The organism is Burkholderia sp. BCC1638, from assembly GCF_902833195.1.
Classification (GTDB): domain Bacteria; phylum Pseudomonadota; class Gammaproteobacteria; order Burkholderiales; family Burkholderiaceae; genus Burkholderia; species Burkholderia diffusa.
In genome coordinates this window covers 22,848-37,971 of record NZ_CADFEC010000029.1, presented here as the reverse complement: position 1 = coordinate 37,971, position 15,124 = coordinate 22,848, and the positions used below count along the sequence as shown (strand labels likewise).

General features: G+C 67.9%; 12 protein-coding genes. 5 read left to right on the top strand and 7 right to left on the bottom strand.

The features are described from left to right. Nucleotides 1-26 precede the first annotated feature (26 nt). Nucleotides 27-1,736 (bottom strand): dihydroxyacetone kinase family protein, encoded by a 1,710-nt coding sequence (locus HWX22_RS25715; RefSeq protein WP_175911974.1) that lies wholly within the window; start codon nt 1,734-1,736, stop codon nt 27-29. Nucleotides 1,737-2,077: 341 nt separating this feature from the next. Here HWX22_RS25715 and HWX22_RS25710 point away from each other — a divergent pair, with 341 nt between their 5' ends. Next, complete coding sequence (locus HWX22_RS25710; protein WP_175911972.1) at nt 2,078-3,274, top strand: collagen-like triple helix repeat-containing protein; 1,197 nt, start codon at nt 2,078-2,080, stop codon at nt 3,272-3,274. Nucleotides 3,275-3,437: 163 nt separating this feature from the next. On the opposite strand, the gene HWX22_RS25705 is transcribed toward HWX22_RS25710, so the two are convergent. After that, the gene (locus HWX22_RS25705; protein WP_175911970.1) at nt 3,438-4,514 is read right to left on the bottom strand and encodes a sigma 54-interacting transcriptional regulator; all 1,077 of its coding nucleotides are present in this window, start codon (nt 4,512-4,514) and stop codon (nt 3,438-3,440) included. Nucleotides 4,515-4,602: 88 nt separating this feature from the next. Here HWX22_RS25705 and HWX22_RS25700 point away from each other — a divergent pair, with 88 nt between their 5' ends. Both HWX22_RS25700 and sfnG read left to right on the top strand, forming a co-directional pair. Further along, entirely contained in the window at nt 4,603-4,980 is a 378-nt protein-coding gene (locus HWX22_RS25700; RefSeq protein ID WP_175911968.1) for a hypothetical protein, read from the top strand. A 69-nt stretch (nt 4,981-5,049) separates the two neighbouring features. Beyond that, nucleotides 5,050-6,153 (top strand): dimethylsulfone monooxygenase SfnG, encoded by a 1,104-nt coding sequence (gene sfnG, locus HWX22_RS25695; RefSeq protein WP_175911966.1) that lies wholly within the window; start codon nt 5,050-5,052, stop codon nt 6,151-6,153. 141 nt (nt 6,154-6,294) lie between these two features. Here sfnG and HWX22_RS25690 read toward each other — a convergent pair whose 3' ends face one another. Next, a complete protein-coding gene (locus tag HWX22_RS25690; RefSeq protein WP_175911965.1) occupies nt 6,295-6,942 on the bottom strand; it encodes a LysE family translocator in 648 nt (215 codons plus the stop codon). 106 nt (nt 6,943-7,048) lie between these two features. Between HWX22_RS25690 and HWX22_RS25685 the strand changes: the two genes are divergently transcribed. After that, entirely contained in the window at nt 7,049-7,900 is an 852-nt protein-coding gene (locus tag HWX22_RS25685) for a LysR substrate-binding domain-containing protein (RefSeq protein WP_175911963.1), read from the top strand. 24 nt (nt 7,901-7,924) lie between these two features. On the opposite strand, the gene HWX22_RS25680 is transcribed toward HWX22_RS25685, so the two are convergent. Beyond that, nucleotides 7,925-8,818 carry a LysR substrate-binding domain-containing protein gene (locus HWX22_RS25680; protein WP_059530738.1) on the bottom strand — a complete coding sequence of 298 codons (894 nt, stop codon included), beginning with the start codon at nt 8,816-8,818 and terminating at the stop codon, nt 7,925-7,927. Between the two features lie 152 nt (nt 8,819-8,970). Between HWX22_RS25680 and HWX22_RS25675 the strand changes: the two genes are divergently transcribed. Further along, nucleotides 8,971-12,030, top strand: coding sequence for an FAD-binding and (Fe-S)-binding domain-containing protein (locus HWX22_RS25675; protein ID WP_175916650.1), 3,060 nt, complete (start codon nt 8,971-8,973; stop codon nt 12,028-12,030). Between the two features lie 82 nt (nt 12,031-12,112). Here the strand turns inward: HWX22_RS25675 and HWX22_RS25670 are convergent, their stop codons facing one another. The 3 genes from HWX22_RS25670 to HWX22_RS25660 all read right to left on the bottom strand — a co-directional run bounded on the left by HWX22_RS25670 (nt 12,113) and on the right by HWX22_RS25660 (nt 15,123). Beyond that, on the bottom strand, nt 12,113-12,415 hold the full coding sequence (locus HWX22_RS25670) for a hypothetical protein (RefSeq protein WP_059820767.1): 303 nt from the start codon (nt 12,413-12,415) through the stop codon (nt 12,113-12,115). Nucleotides 12,416-12,503: 88 nt separating this feature from the next. After that, nucleotides 12,504-13,658, bottom strand: coding sequence for a branched-chain amino acid ABC transporter substrate-binding protein (locus HWX22_RS25665; RefSeq protein WP_175911960.1), 1,155 nt, complete (start codon nt 13,656-13,658; stop codon nt 12,504-12,506). Between the two features lie 562 nt (nt 13,659-14,220). After that, nucleotides 14,221-15,123, bottom strand: a complete 903-nt coding sequence (locus tag HWX22_RS25660; protein WP_175916649.1) for an EamA family transporter — start codon at nt 15,121-15,123, stop codon at nt 14,221-14,223. Between the last annotated feature and the right edge of the window lies 1 nt (nt 15,124).

Sequence of the window (15,124 nt, the reverse complement as noted above, 5' to 3'; positions counted from 1 at the left end):
GGGTTTTCCCGTGCCGTGGTCGCTGTTTACCGCACGTGCGGCAGCAACGCGCGCAGCCAGGACGCGACCGCCACCGCGCCACCATCCGGCGTGCCGATCGCGCGTTCGCCGAGATAGCTCGCACGCCCCGCGCGCGGCGTCATGCCGGCCGTTCGTTGCGCGCCGTGTTCCGCCGCCTCGACGGCTTGCGCCCATGCGCCAGCGGGGTCGCGATCATGATCGAGCGCGCGATCGAACGCATCGGCGGCCGGCACCAGCGCATCGAGCATCGTCCGGTCGCCGGCACGTGCGCCGCCCAGTTCGGAGATCGCATCCACCGCGCTGCGCAATGCCGCAGCCCAGTCGCGCGCCGACGGTGCGGCGATATCCGAGGCATCGGCGAGGCGCCGCGACGCGCGCAGCAGCGCGGTCGCATAAAACGGTCCCGAGCTGCCCGCGATCGCTCGACGCAATGCGGTGCTCAGCGCCGCGAGCGTGCCGGCCGGCGTGCCGTACGCGGCTTCCGGCAACGCGAGGATCGCCTGCGCGGCGCGATACATGCTCGCGCCGAGATCGCCGTCGCCGGCGGCCGTGTCGAGCTCCGTCAGCGTCGCTTCGTTGTCGATCAACGCTTGCGCGACCGCGTGCAGCGCCGGCTGCAGCCGCGCTGCCCACGCGTGGCCGGCCGCATCGGGCGGCGGCAGCGGCTGGTCGGGCGCGGCTGCCGCGGCCACCCGGATCTGCGCGTTGACCGCGCCGCCGCCGGGCCATGCGCGCGCCTGCGTCGGCGCGTCGAGCAGGGCGGCGCGTTCGTCGTTCATCCGCAGCAGCGAGATCGAGCAACCGGGCATGTTCAGCGCCGACAGGAACGTGCCGGCCCATGCCCGCGCGACGGTGATGCCGCGCCGGCTCAGGTTGTCGTACGCGGCGCGCAGCACGATCGCGAGTTCCATGTCCGGCGTCGCGCCGAGACCGTTGACGAACAGTGCGACGCGTTCGCCGCGATCGAGCACGAGGTCGGCGACGATGCTCGACAGCAGCGTCTCGACCAGCGCGTCGGCCGGCAGCGGCGCGGTGCGTTCGACGCCCTTCTCGCCGTGGATGCCGAGGCCGAGCTCGATCTCGTGATCGGCGAGGCTGAACCCCGACTTGTCGGCGCCGGGGATCGTGCAGCCGTCGAGCGCGACGCCCATCGTGCCGAGTTCGGCGGCTGCGTCGCGCGCGATTGCCGCGACGCGGGCGAGCGGCAACCCGCGCGCGGCGGCCGCGCCGGCCAGCTTGTGGATCAGTACGGTGCCCGCGATCCCGCGTCGTTGCCCGCGTTCGACGCGGCCGCGCAGCGACACGTCGTCGGCGACGATCACGGTCTCCACGGGAATGCCCTCGGCGCGCGCAAGTTCGGCGGCCAGCCCGAAATTGAGGCGGTCGCCGGTGTAGTTCTTCACGATGAGCAGCGCGCCGTTCGGGCCGGCGCACGCGCGGATCGCGGCGAGCACGGCGTCGGTCGGCGGCGACGTGAATACCTCGCCGCAGACGGCCGCGCTCAGCATCCCTTCGCCGACATAGCCGCCGTGCGCGGGCTCGTGGCCGCTGCCGCCGCCGGACAGGATCGCGACGGGGCGCTGCGACGGCTCGGGCAACGGCTGGCGCACGAGCACCTGCTCGTCGCCGAGGATCGCGACATGCGGCGACTGCCGCGCGATGCCTTCGAGCATTTCGCGCACGACATCGGACGGTTGGTTCACGAGCTTTTTCATGGCAACGGGTTCCTGACGGTGGGACGAAGCCCGGCGGCACGCATGCCGTGCCGCCGGGCTTCGAACTTTAGATAGTAGACGGCGCACCCCGAAGGTGGCGCGCCGCGTGGCCGGCGTTACGTAACATCGAAGCATTCGTAGCACGAATGTAACGAAAACAGAGCCGCTCATGGGGGCCGAAACGTATCGAGCATGATTGCGGGCAGCACTCGCACGGGCGCGCTGAGGCTGGCGTTGCGGCGGGCAGGCCCGTTCGCCTGGCGCCAATGGCATGGAAAATGCTGTTTCTCTCCCGGTCCTCAACCGAACATTTCCATCGCCCGGACCGCGAGGAGACCACCATGTATCGAACCCGCATTGTCACGTCCGCGGCGTTGCTCGCCGCCGCCGGCATGCTGGCCGCCTGTGGCGGCAACGACGTCGCCGCACCGTCGAGCGCGAACGCGAGCACCAGCGGCGCAACCGTCGGCGGCAATACGCCGGGCAGCGACACCTCGGACGGTGGCTGGGGCACCAGCGGCGCCCCCGGCACCCGTGGCGTCGTGAGCACCGCCGGCGCGCTCGCGATCGGCGTCGGCTCGACCGTCAGCGCGATATCGTTGCCGGTACTCGGGAATACCGTGACGCGTAGCGCAGGCGACACGATCTCGAGCGTCAGCACGATTTCGCGCGCCGCGACCGATGCGCTCAGCAACGGGCTCGGCAAGATCGGTTCGACGTCGAACCCGGTCGGCACGACGGTCGCCGGCCTTGGCGACGTCGTCGGCGCGACGGCGAATCCGGTCGCGGGCCTCGCGCAGACCGTCCGCGCGCTCGGCTCGGGGCCGCTGGCGCCGCTCGCGCCGGTGACGACACCCGTCGGCGCGGTGCTCGACACCGTGGCCGGCGGACTCGGCACGGCAGGCAATACGGTCGGCGCGACGCTGGCGACGGGCGCCGTGCAACAGGTCACGCAGCCGCTCAGCTCGGCCGTCACGCCGCTCGTCATCACGGCTGGCCAGGCGACGCAGCAGATTGGCGCGACCACGGGCCTCGGGCAGCCGGTGGCCGGTCTGCTCGGACAAGTCGGCAGCCCGCTGGCGACGACGGGCTCGCGAATGGGGTCCGTTTCGTCGCAGCCGGCCGTCGGCGCGGTGGGGGCGCTCGTCGGCGCGCTCGGCAATACCGTCACGAACGCGGGTGGTCTCGTGAACTACAACGGCCCGAATGGCGTCGCGCCGATTCCCGGCCTGATCGTGAGTCTCGCGGGCGCTTCCATTACCACCGTGCAGAACGGTCCGTCGAACGGTTCGAGCGCGTCCGGCCCGCTCGGCGGCGTGCTGTCGGGGCTCGGCTCGACGCCGCTCGGGTCGCTGACCGGTGCGCTCGGCGGCACGACCGGTGCCGGTGCGGCAAGCCCGCTGGCGCCGGTGACGAATCTCGTGTCGACGGTCACCGGCACGCTCGGTGGCGCGGCGGGCGGAGCCGGTTCCTCGGCGAATCCGCTCGCGCCCGTTACGTCGTTGCTCGGCGGCGTGACGGGCGGCGTCGGGAAATAGCGGCGTACCGCACGGCGAGCGGCTGGACCACGCGCTGCTCGCCGTGAGGAAGGCGAGCAGCGCATCGGCTTTACCGGTCCATGCCGTCGATGAATTGCCACAAGCCGAAGCATCGGGCGCCCGCATCGCCGACGCGCGGCACCGCGTGCAGCCGCGCTCGCGATTACTTGACCGCCGCGATCGCCTTCGCGCGAATCAGCCGCGCACGCAGCACGTTCCGGCTGATGCCGAGCAGTCGAGCAGCCTGCACCTGATTGTGGTGACTGAAGTCGAACGCGACCCGCATCACGGTGTCCTCGATGCGTTCGAACAGGTTCTCGTGCGGCTCGTCGAACAGCGCGCACAGTGCCAGTTCGAGCGCTTCCTGACCGGGCACGCGGCCCGCCGCTTCCCGCGCGCCGGCAGCCACGGCCCGCACGCATGACGTCGACAGGTTCAGGTCGGTTTCCTGCAGCGCATCGTGGCGGCTCACCAGCAGCGCGTGATGGATCACGTTCTCCAGTTCGCGGATATTGCCGGGCCACGAATGCGCTTCGAGGCGGCGCGCCGCGCGCGGGTCGATGCTGCGCGGCCCGTGGCCGACGCGGCTGCGGTATTCGTCGAGGAAGTGGCGTGCGAGCGGTAGGATGTCGCCCGGCCGTTCGCGCAACGTCGGCACGTCGAGCCGCACGACGTTGAGCCGGTAGAACAGGTCGGCGCGAAACCGTCCGTCTGCCACCGCCTGCTGCAGGTCGACGTTGGTCGCGGCCACCACGCGCACGTCGATCGGAATGCCCGTGCGCGAGCCGAGCCGCACGACCTCGCGCTCCTGCAGCACGCGCAGCAGCTTGACCTGCATCGACAGCGGCAGGTCGCCGATTTCGTCGAGAAACAGCGTGCCGCCGTTCGCGGCTTCGAACCAGCCGTGCTTCGCGCCGACCGCGCCCGTGAATGCACCTTTCTCGTGACCGAACAGTTCGCTGTCGACGAGCGTGTCGGAGAGCGCGCCGCAGTTCACGGCGACGAACGGGCCGCCGCCGCGATGGCTGACGTCGTGCACGTGGCGCGCGATCAACTCCTTGCCGGTGCCGGTCTCGCCGACGATCAGCACGTTCGCGTCGCTCGGCGCGACGAGCCGCACGCGTTCGAGCAGCGCGAGCGAACGCGGATCGACGAACACGGGCGCGCCGCGCGATTCGTCCGGCTGCGCGGTGACGACACGAAGGTTGACCGGACGCGGCGTGGCAAACAGGGAGGTCATGGCGATGAAGGCGTGAGTCGATCGAACGGTTCGAACCAGCGTCGACTGGCGCCGCGGTCCGGTTGCTGCCTGGTCAGCAGAGTGTTCAGTGTTTTGCGTCGCACGGGAAACATCGATTTCTGATAACGAAAGCCGGATTGCTGCGCAGGATGCAACGGCGCGGAAGCGCGCCGTCGCGACAGCGGATTCGACGTCATCGCGTTCGATGCAATGGCGTCCGGTCGCGGCGATCCGCCGAATGGCGGGCGCGAAACTGCTGATCGAGCAGCAGCGCATCAGCAACGCTGTTTCCGTCGGTTCATCGCGCTGCGGAATATCGATGCGATGCGACTGGCGAAACGCTTTCCATGGCCGATTATTTGGCCGCGAAAGCCATACCCGATGGGCGATCGATTTAAACTTCGTGATGCAGATGATATGCGCGATCGTGCATCCGTCGACAATGGCACGCTCCTTGCGAACCTGACCTGCATCCGCGCGCTTGTCGCCGCCGCGTAGCCCGTCTTTCGTTTTTTTCATTCGATCAGGACCTCTCATGAGCATTCACGAACCAGCAGCCGACGGCGTCAAATTCGCGTACTGGGTGCCGAACGTCAGCGGCGGCCTTGTCGTCAGCACGATCGAGCAGCGTACCGACTGGAGCCTCGAGTACAACCAGAAGCTCGCGCGCACGGCCGAGGCGGCCGGCTTCGACTACGCGCTGAGCCAGATCCGCTTCACGGCCGGCTATGGCGCCGAATACCAGCACGAGTCGGTCTCGTTCAGCCAGGCGCTGCTGCATGCGACGACGAAACTGAAGGTGCTCGCCGCGATCCTGCCGGGGCCGTGGCATCCGGCCGTGGTCGCGAAGCAACTCGCGACGATCGACCACATTTCCAACGGACGCATCGCGATCAACGTCGTCAGCGGCTGGTTCAAGGGCGAATTCACATCGATCGGCGAGCCGTGGCTCGAGCACGACGAACGCTATCGGCGCTCGAAGGAATTCATCCAGGCGCTGAAGGGCATCTGGACGCAGGACAATTTCACGTTCAAGGGCGACTTTTACCGCTTCAACGATTACACGCTGAGCCCGAAGCCTGTTCAGAAACCGCACCCGGAGATATTCCAGGGCGGCAGTTCGCGCGCGGCGCGCGACAACGCGGCGAGCGTGTCGGACTGGTACTTCACGAACGGCAATACGCCGGAGAACCTGAAGGCGCAGATCGACGACATCCGCGCGAAGGCCGCCGCGAACGACCATCGCGTGCGGATCGGCGTCAACGCGTTCGTGCTCGCGCGCGACACCGAGGAAGAGGCGCGGGCCGTGCTCGACGACATCGTCCGGCACGCACACGTCGAGGCCGTGCATGCGTTCGGCGATGCGGTGAAGGAGGCCGGCAAGGCATCACCGGAAGGCGAGGGCAACTGGGCGAAATCCACGTTCGAGGATCTCGTGCAGTACAACGACGGTTTCCGCACGAACCTGATCGGCACGCCGCAACAGATCGCCGAGCGGATCGTCGCGCTGAAGGCGATCGGCGTCGATCTCGTGCTCGCCGGGTTCCTGCATTTCATCGAGGAAGTCGAGTATTTCGGCAAGCGCGTGCTGCCGCTCGTGCGCGAGCTCGAAGCGCAGCGGCAGGCGGTTGCCGCGTGATGCGCGCGGGTGTGCAGGACGTGGCGATCGCATGAACGTCACGGCCGGCGCCGCGTGCCGCCGGCCAACAACGATCGCTGCGTCACGACGAGCGGCGCGGGCCGGGCGTGAATTCATCCGATCCGCGTCCTGGCGCCCGCGTCACGCCGCACCCGCCATTCTCGACGCCTCGACGAGCATCTGCACGCCGAGGCCACCAAGCACCGCGCCCATCGCCCAGCGCTGCGCGAGCAGCAGCGCCGGACGCCCATGCAGGTACTTCGCGATGCCGCTCGAGCAGATCGCGACCAGTCCGTTCGCCGACGCGAACGCCGCGATCAGCAACGAACCGAGAAAGAGCGACTGGCCGAACAGGCTGCCTTGCCGGTAATCGATGAACTGCGGCAGCAGCGACACGAACAGCATCGCGAGCTTCGGATTCAGCACGCTGGTCGTCGCGCCCATCGCGAGCAGCCGCAGCGGCTGCTCGTTCGGCAGTGTCTTCACCTCGAACGGCGACCGGCCACCCGGCCGGACTGCCTGCCACGCGAGGTAGAGCAGATACGCGGCGCCCACCACGCCGAGCACGGTGCCCGCGTACGGCACGCTCAGGAACAGCGTCGTGATCCCGAACGCGGCGCCGAACATGTAGAACAGATAGCCCACCATCACGCCCGCCAGCGATATCAGCCCGGCGGTGCGCCCCTGCGCGATCGAGCGCGACATCACGTAGACCATGTTCGGCCCCGGCGTGATCGCGAGCATGCCGCCGATGACCAGGAATCCGTAGAGCGAGCCGGAGGTGTGCATGGTTGCTGCTTCCCGCGATGAATGTCGATGGCATTCATTTTCCAGCGATGGAGGTGGCCAGTAAAACGGGATAAACTGAATCGATTGATCAGATTTTCTGAATACCATGAAAAAGCTCGATCTCGATGTGCTGGCAATGGTGGTGGCGGTGACGGAATCCGGTTCGTTCGCGCAAGGCGCGCAAGCGGTGCACCGGTCGCCGTCGGCGGTGAGCATGCAGATCAAGGCGCTGGAGGATGCGCTCGGCAAGCCGCTGTTCATTCGCGACACGCGCAACGTCACGGCCACCGACGACGGCCGCATGCTCGCCGAATACGGCCGCCGGATGCTGGCGATGCGCGACGAGGCGTGGGCGTCGGTCGTGCGCCCGGAGATCCGTGGGCGCGTGACGATCGGTGTGCCGGACGACTACATCTCGTCGCTGCTGCCGCAGGTGCTCGGCAAGTTTGCCGCGATGCATCCGCGCGTGGAAGTACGCGTGATCGGCCAGCCGAGCAGCGCGCTCGTGCCGATGCTGAGGGACAACACCGTCGACCTTGCCTGCCTCACGCGCATCAAGGGCGTGACCGGCGAACTGGTGCGGCGCGAGCCGATCGTGTGGACGGGCTCGGCGAAACGGAACGTGTGGGAGGAGCGGCCGCTGCCGGTCGCGTTCTTCACGCACGGCGGCAGCATGGCGCGCGATCACGCGATCAAGGCGCTGAACCGGCAGAAGATTCCGTTCCGGATGTCATACGAGAGCCCGAGCTTCCTCGGCTTGCTCAGCATGGTCGAGGCCGGCCTCGCGGTCGCGCCGCTCGCGCGCTGCAGTATTCCCGCGCATCTGGTTCAACTGTCGCCGAACGAAGGGTTGCCGCCGCTCGACGCGCTCGACGTCGTGCTGGCGCGCAGCGCGCAGTCGGCGCGCCCGCCGTGCGATTACCTCGCCGAACAGATTCTCAATGAATGGCGCGCGTGATCGCGCTGTCCGTCCGCCCGCGCGTCAGCACGATTTCAGCAGCCATTCCCGAAACGCCACCAGCGACGGCAACGTGTCGTTTTCCGGCGGATACACGAGGTAATAGCTGCGCTGGCTGGTGATCGCGTCGCCGATCGACACCAGTTCGTTCCGGCTCAGCTCGTCCTCCACCAGCACCTTCGGCACGAGGCCGATCCCCATCCCGGCCCGCACGGCCTGGATCAGGTGCGACGTCAGCTCGAAACTGGGGCCGATCCGCATCTCGCGATGATCGAGCCCGAAATGCGAGAACCATTCGGCCCACGCGTGCTGATTGCTCGTCACGCCCAGCAGCGTCTGCCCCACCGCCCACGCAGGCGCCCGCGGGCCGGCCTTGCGGCGCCCGGCCGCCGCATCGGGGCTCGCGATCGCGATCAGGAACTCGTTGTACAGCCGGTGCGCGTGCAGGCCGGGCCAGTCGCCCGCGCCGACGGTGATGGCCGCGTCGAGGTCGTCGGTGTGGAAGTCGATGCCGCCGATCCGCGAATGCAGGTGTACGGTCACGCCCGGATGCGCGGCGTAGAAATCGTGCAGGTGCGGCAGCAGCCATTTGGAGCCGAAAGTCGGCAAGGTCGCGAGCCGCAGCGTGCCGGCGCCGGCCTGATGCGACATCGCCTGCAGCGTCGCACCGCGGATGCGCCCGAGTGCGCCGCTCAGCTCGACGAAGTAGCGCCGTCCGACTTCCGTCAGCTTCACCGAGCGGCCCTCACGCCGGAACAGTGGCACGCCGAGCTGATCCTCGAGCGTCTGGACCTGCCGGCTGATCGCGCTCTGGCTCAGCGACAGCTCGTCGGCCGCGCGCGTGTAGCTTTCGTGGCGCGCGGCGGCTTCGAACACCAGCAGCAACGACATGGACGGAGTCAGGCGGCGATAATTCATGAGTTTTATGCAAGTTTTGCCGGGTGAGAATTCGTTTGTTTCTCGCGATGATTCGCAAGATACTGGATTTCAGTGTTGCGGGGAATCTTGCTCAAAACTCATGTTTCCGAGCGAAGCCACGCGCCGCTCCATCCACACTGCGCTTTCATCCCATGTCGATCGCTTCGTTGCCCCGTCCCGTCAGCCCGTCCGAGGGGCGTTATCGCGACTTTCTCGCCGCCCTCCAGGCGGCCGGATTCGCCGGTGAAATCCGCTCGGACCATGCGAACCGGACCGTGCAGGCGACCGACAACTCGATCTACCAGCGCCTGCCTCAGGCGGTGATCTGTCCCGCGCATGCGGACGACGTGCGGCTGCTCGCGCGCCTGCTCGCCGAGCCCGCGCACCGCGACGTCGCCGTGGCGGCGCGCGGTGGCGGCACGGGCACCAACGGGCAGTCGCTGACCGACGGCGTGGTCGTGGATCTGTCGCGCAACATGAACCGGATCCTGGAAATCAACGCCGGCGAGCGCTGGGTGCGCGTGCAGGCGGGCGTCGTCAAGGACCAGCTCAACGCCGCGCTGAAGCCGCATGGCCTCTTTTTCGCGCCCGAGCTGTCGACGTCGAACCGCGCGACGGTCGGCGGAATGATCAACACCGATGCGAGCGGGCAGGGCAGTTGCACGTACGGCAAGACGCGCGACCACGTGCTGGCGCTCGACTTCGTGCTGATGGGCGGCGAGCAGCTGCACAGCGACGCGCTCGCCGATGACGAACTGGAACGCCGCTGCGTGCAGCAGGACCGCATCGGCAAGGTGTATCGCACCGCGCGCCGTATCAGCGACGAAAAGGCGGCGCTGATCGACGCGAAGTTTCCGAAGCTCAATCGCTGCCTGACCGGCTACGATCTCGCGCATCTGCGCGAACCGGACGGCCGCTTCAACCTGAACAGCGTGCTGTGCGGCGCCGAAGGCTCGCTCGGTTTCGTCGTCGAGGCGAAGCTGAACGTGTTGCCGATCCCGAAGTATTCGGTGCTCGTCAACGTGCGCTACGCCGGTTTCATGGACGCGTTGCGCGATGCGCGTGCGCTGCTCGAACTCAAGCCGCTGTCGATCGAGACGGTCGACTCGAAGGTGCTGATGCTCGCGATGAAGGATTTCGTGTGGAGCAGCGTGGCCGAGTATTTTCCGCAGGACGATGCGCGTCCGACGCTCGGCATCAACCTGATCGAATTCAGCGGCGACGATGCCGACGACGTCGATGCGCGCGTGCGCGCGTTCGTCGAGCATTTGCGCACCGACACGAGCGTCGAGCGGCTGGGTCACACGCTCGCGACCGGCGACGATGCGGTGAAGCGCGTGTACGCGATGCGCAAGCGCGCGGTCGGCCTGCTCGGCAACGTGCAGGGCGAGGCGCGCCCGCAGCCGTTCGTCGAGGACACTGCGGTGCCGCCCGAGAATCTCGCCGCGTACATCGCCGAATTCCGCGCGCTGCTCGACGGCCACGGGCTGCAATACGGGATGTTCGGCCACGTCGACGCGGGCGTGCTGCACGTGCGCCCGGCGCTCGACATGAAGGACCCGAAGCAGGCCGCGCTGGTGCGACCGGTGTCGGACGCGGTTGCTGAACTCACGCAGCGGCATGGTGGCCTGTTATGGGGCGAACACGGCAAGGGCGTGCGCTCCGAATATGCACCGGCGTTCTTCGGTGAGCTGTATCCGTCGCTGCAGCAACTGAAGGCCGCGTTCGATCCGCACAACCAGTTCAACCCGGGCAAGATTGCGACGCCGCCGGACAACACGCTGCGGCTGCTGAAGATCGACGAAGTGCCGACGCGCGGCGACCACGACCGGCAGATCGACGAGCGCGTGTGGCAGAGCTACGGCACGGCGATGCACTGCAACGGCAACGGCGCGTGCTACAACTTCGACCCGGACGACGCGATGTGCCCGTCGTGGAAGGCGACGCGCGAGCGCGTGCAGTCGCCGAAGGGGCGCGCGTCGCTGATGCGCGAATGGTTGCGTCTGCAAGGACAGGCCGGCGTCGACGTCGTCGCGGCGGCGCGCGCGCGACAGCCGTTCCTGCCCGGCCTCGTTGCGCGCTGGCGCAACAGCCGCGCCGCGCGCGACGGCGAAGCCGACTTCTCGCACGAGGTGTACGACGCGATGGCCGGCTGCCTCGCGTGCAAGTCGTGTGCGGGGCAGTGCCCGGTCAAGGTCAACGTGCCCGAGCTCCGCTCGCGTTTTCTCGAGCTGTATCACCAGCGTTACCAGCGGCCGCTGCGCGACTATTTGATCGGCTCGCTCGAATTCACGATGCCGTGGATGGCGCGCGTGCCCGCGCTGTACAACGGCCTGATGCGTGCCGGCTGGGTGCGCACGCTGCTCGAGCGGCACGTCGGCATGGTCGACAGCCCGCTCCTGAGCCGCTTCGACCTCGCGGCCGTGATCCGGCAGTGGAACGTGCGGCCGGCCGATCCGCGGGCGCTCGCCGCGCTGGACGATGCGCAGCGCACGCGCAGCGTCGTGATCGTTCAGGATACCTTCACGCGCTATTTCGACACCGAGCAACTGGCGACGCTGATCGAGCTGGCCGCGCGCGTCGGCTTCCAGGTGTGGCTCGCACCGCTCGCGCCGAACGGCAAGGCGCTGCACGTCCAGGGCTTCCTCCGCGCGTTCGAGCAGGCGGCGATTCGCAACGCGACGCAACTGGCCGCGCTCGCGCGATCGGGTGTCGCGCTCGTCGGCCTCGATCCGGCGATGACGCTCACGTATCGGCAGGAATACCTGAAGGTGACGGGGCTCGCCGACGTGCCGAAGGTCGCGCTGCCGCAGGAGTGGCTGCTGCACGCGCTGCCGGAAGCCGCGGCGGGCGCGGGTTCGGGCGACGTATCGGCGGCGTATCGGCTGCTGCCGCATTGCACCGAGAAGACCAACGCGCCGGACAGCGGCAAGCAGTGGGCGCAGGTGTTCGCGCGTCGCGGGCTGCGTCTGGTGGTTCAGGCGGCCGGGTGCTGCGGGATGTCGGGGACGTACGGGCACGAGGCGCGCAACCTGCAGACGTCGCAGGCGATCTATGCGCAATCGTGGGCCGCGCATGTCGATGCGCCGGAAGAGGCGGGCGAAGCGCTGGCGACCGGGTATTCGTGCCGCAGCCAGGTGAAGCGCATGTCCGCCCGGCAGCTGCGTCATCCGCTGCAGGCGCTGCTCGATCACGTGCCTGCGGCGGGGTGACGGGCGGTGGTGAGTGTGATGCGGCAGCGCACGCGTCGGATCGAGCGGCACGTGCGATGCCGCGACTGACGCCCGCCCTGGCTCAGGCGCCGGCTTTCGCGGTCTTCCGGGCGCGCGGCTTGCGCGCTGCCGGAAACGCGCCGACGCCGCGCGGCCGTTTCGGCTCGATGCCCGTTTTACCGATGACGTGCCGGAAATCGATCTCGTGCGCGGCGAGCGCGCCGATCAGGGTCGCGATGACCGCGAGGTGGGAAGGGACGGTGCCCTTGCTCGAATAGTTCGTGATGGAACTTTCGTTCATACGGATCAGACGGGCGAATTCCCGAGCCGTCAACTGCGCTTTCTTCAACTCCTGTTGAAATTCCGCATACGCCATTGCACACATGTCGCTTCATCTCCGCAAAACTTGAATCGGCTCCGCGCGGCGCCGGCGTCGACGGATGGCGTTCCCGTCGTGCCGGCGTCGCGGGGCGTTACATCTTCACCTGGTCGAGGAAGGTCTTCTTGCCGCTCTTGTAGCCGTAGATCGAGATGATCCCGTGCGTCAGGTCGCCCTTCGCGTCGAACGTCGTCGTGCCGATCACGCCTTCATATTTCGTCGACGGCATCGCCGCAAGGATCTTCGCCGGGTCGGTCGAGTTCGCGCGCTTCATCGCGTCGACCGCGATATAGACCGCGTCGTACGCGAACGGCGCGTCGAACTTGATGCCCTGGTTGAAGCGCTTCTGGTACTTGGCGAGGAACGCCGCGCCGCCGGGCATCTTCTCGAGCGCCGCGCCGGCCTGCGAGCACAGCACGTTGTCGGCCGCCGGGCCGGCCAGCTCGGCCAGCGAGTCGGTGCACACGCCGTCGCCGGACAGGATCTTCGCGCGCAGGCCGAGCTGCTTCGCCTGCTTCGCGAGCGGGCCGCCGGTGGCGTCCATGCCGCCGTACATGATCGCGTCGGGGTTCTCGCCCTTGACCTTCGTCAGAATCGCGCGGAAGTCGACGGCCTTGTCGTTGGTCGCATCGTGCGACAGCACCTTCAGGCCGAGCGCCTTCGCCTTCTTTTCGAATTCGTTCGCGAGGCCCTGGCCGTACGCGGTCGAATCGTCGATCACCGCCACGCTCTTCACGCCTTTCGACTGCGCGTAGCTCGCGAGTGCCGGACCTTGCTGCGCGTCGGTCGCGACCACGCGGTAGGTCGTCTTGAAGCCCTGCTGCGTGTAGGTGGGGTTCGTGGCCGACGGCGAGATCTGCACGATTCCGGCGTCGCTGTAGATCTTCGACGCCGGAATCGACGTGCCCGAGTTCAGGTGGCCGATGACGGTGACGACCTTGTCGTCGACGAGCTTCTGCGCGACCTGCGTGGCCTGGCGCGGGTCGGCCGCGTCATCCTGCGCGTCGAGCTGCAGCGTGATCTTCTTGCCGCCGATCGTCAGGCCCTTCGCATTGATCTCCTCGACCGCGAGGCGAGCACCGTTCTCGTTGTCCTTGCCGAGGTGCGAAATGCCGCCCGTCGTCGGTTCGACGCTGCCGATCTTCACGACCTGGTCGGCCATCGCGCCCGATGCGGCCGCGAATGCGGCGGCGGCAAGTGCGACGGTCATCAGGGGTTTGCAGCGCATGCCGACAATGCTTCGTTCCATCTGCCATCTCCGTTGATTGATATTTCTATTGCCGCCCGGTCGGCCGCGCGCCCTCGTGAGGCGATCGGCGAGCCGGACAAGTCTCCGTGACCCATGACGGGTTCGGCTTGCATGTCGCCGGGCCGTCGAGGCCGGCGATTTCGTCTGACGACATGTAATTGGTATGAATATATCCGAACCCGTTTGTGCCCGCTTGCGCGAATTGCCCAGCCTTGCGCAAATGTGATGCGCTTGCGCCGCTTTTCGCGCAGATGTGGCTGTTTTGTACCGTCGAATGCTCCGATTATTCGACCGGACCGCCACCGATGACCATGGACAGTGCAATGCAATCAATCGAGAACTGTTCGGTCGGTTTGTCTGCACACTTTCATCGTCACGAACGCCGCAGCAAATCGGCCATCCGATTGGTGCAACTAACGGTCAAGTCCGCCAGCGTCGATGAATTGGCGCGCGGTGTCGAACTGCATGTGTGCCCAGTTTTGCAGCCGACGGGGCCCGGCTTCGCGGAACCGCGCCCCCGTCGTTCCTCGAGCAAGTCTTGCCGTCCGACGAAACCGCTCGCCTATGTCCGTCCGCGCAAGGCCACGAGTATCACGCCGGCAATTGCCAGCAGACCACCGCACACCGTCTCGATGCCGGGGCGCTCGCCCGTCAGCGCCATCGACAATGCCGTCGCGACCGCCGGCGTCAGATAGAGGAAATTGGCGGCGCGTGCCGCGCCGAAGTGGCCGAGCGCGAAGGTCCACGTCGCGTAGCCCAGCGCGGCGGGAAAGACGCCGAGCACCAGGACGGCGAGCACCGTGTCGCGCGAAGCCCCGCCGCCGAGCGACATGAGCGCGCCGGGCAACCATGGCGTGAGCAGCACCGCACCCGCCAGCAGCGTATAGGCGGCGCAGGGCAGCGCGCCGTACACGGGAATCAGCCGCCGCTGCAACACGAAATAGCTGGCCGAACACAGTGCCGCGCCGAGAATCAGCGTGCTCCCGGAGCCGAGGACGAGACCGCCCGGCTGTCCGTGCGCGATCACGGCGATGCCGGCCAGGCTGACCAGCGAGCCGAGCCATCCCCAGCGATTGAAGCGTTCGCGCAGAAACACCGCGGCCAGCACCGCCGTGAAGATCGGCAGCGTGTTCACGATGAAGCTCGCGGCGCCCGCCGACACGGTCTGCTCGCCGGTATTGAGCAGCGCGTTGTAGAGCGCGATGCCGAGCAAGCCGCAGACGAGAAAGCGCACCGCGTCGCCCGTGGCCGGCAGTCGAGGCCGCCGCCACGTGAGCCATGCGATCACGAGCACGGCCGCGGTCGCGAAGCGTGCGGCCGCGAGCTGCAGCGGGGCCAGCCCGTGCAGGCCGATCCGGATGAACGGGAAGGCGGAGGCCCACGAGACGATCGTGAACGCCACCGCGCCGGCCGCGACGAGCGGCAGTCGCGCGCCGCGCGACGAGGGGGAAGAAAGCGTGTTCATG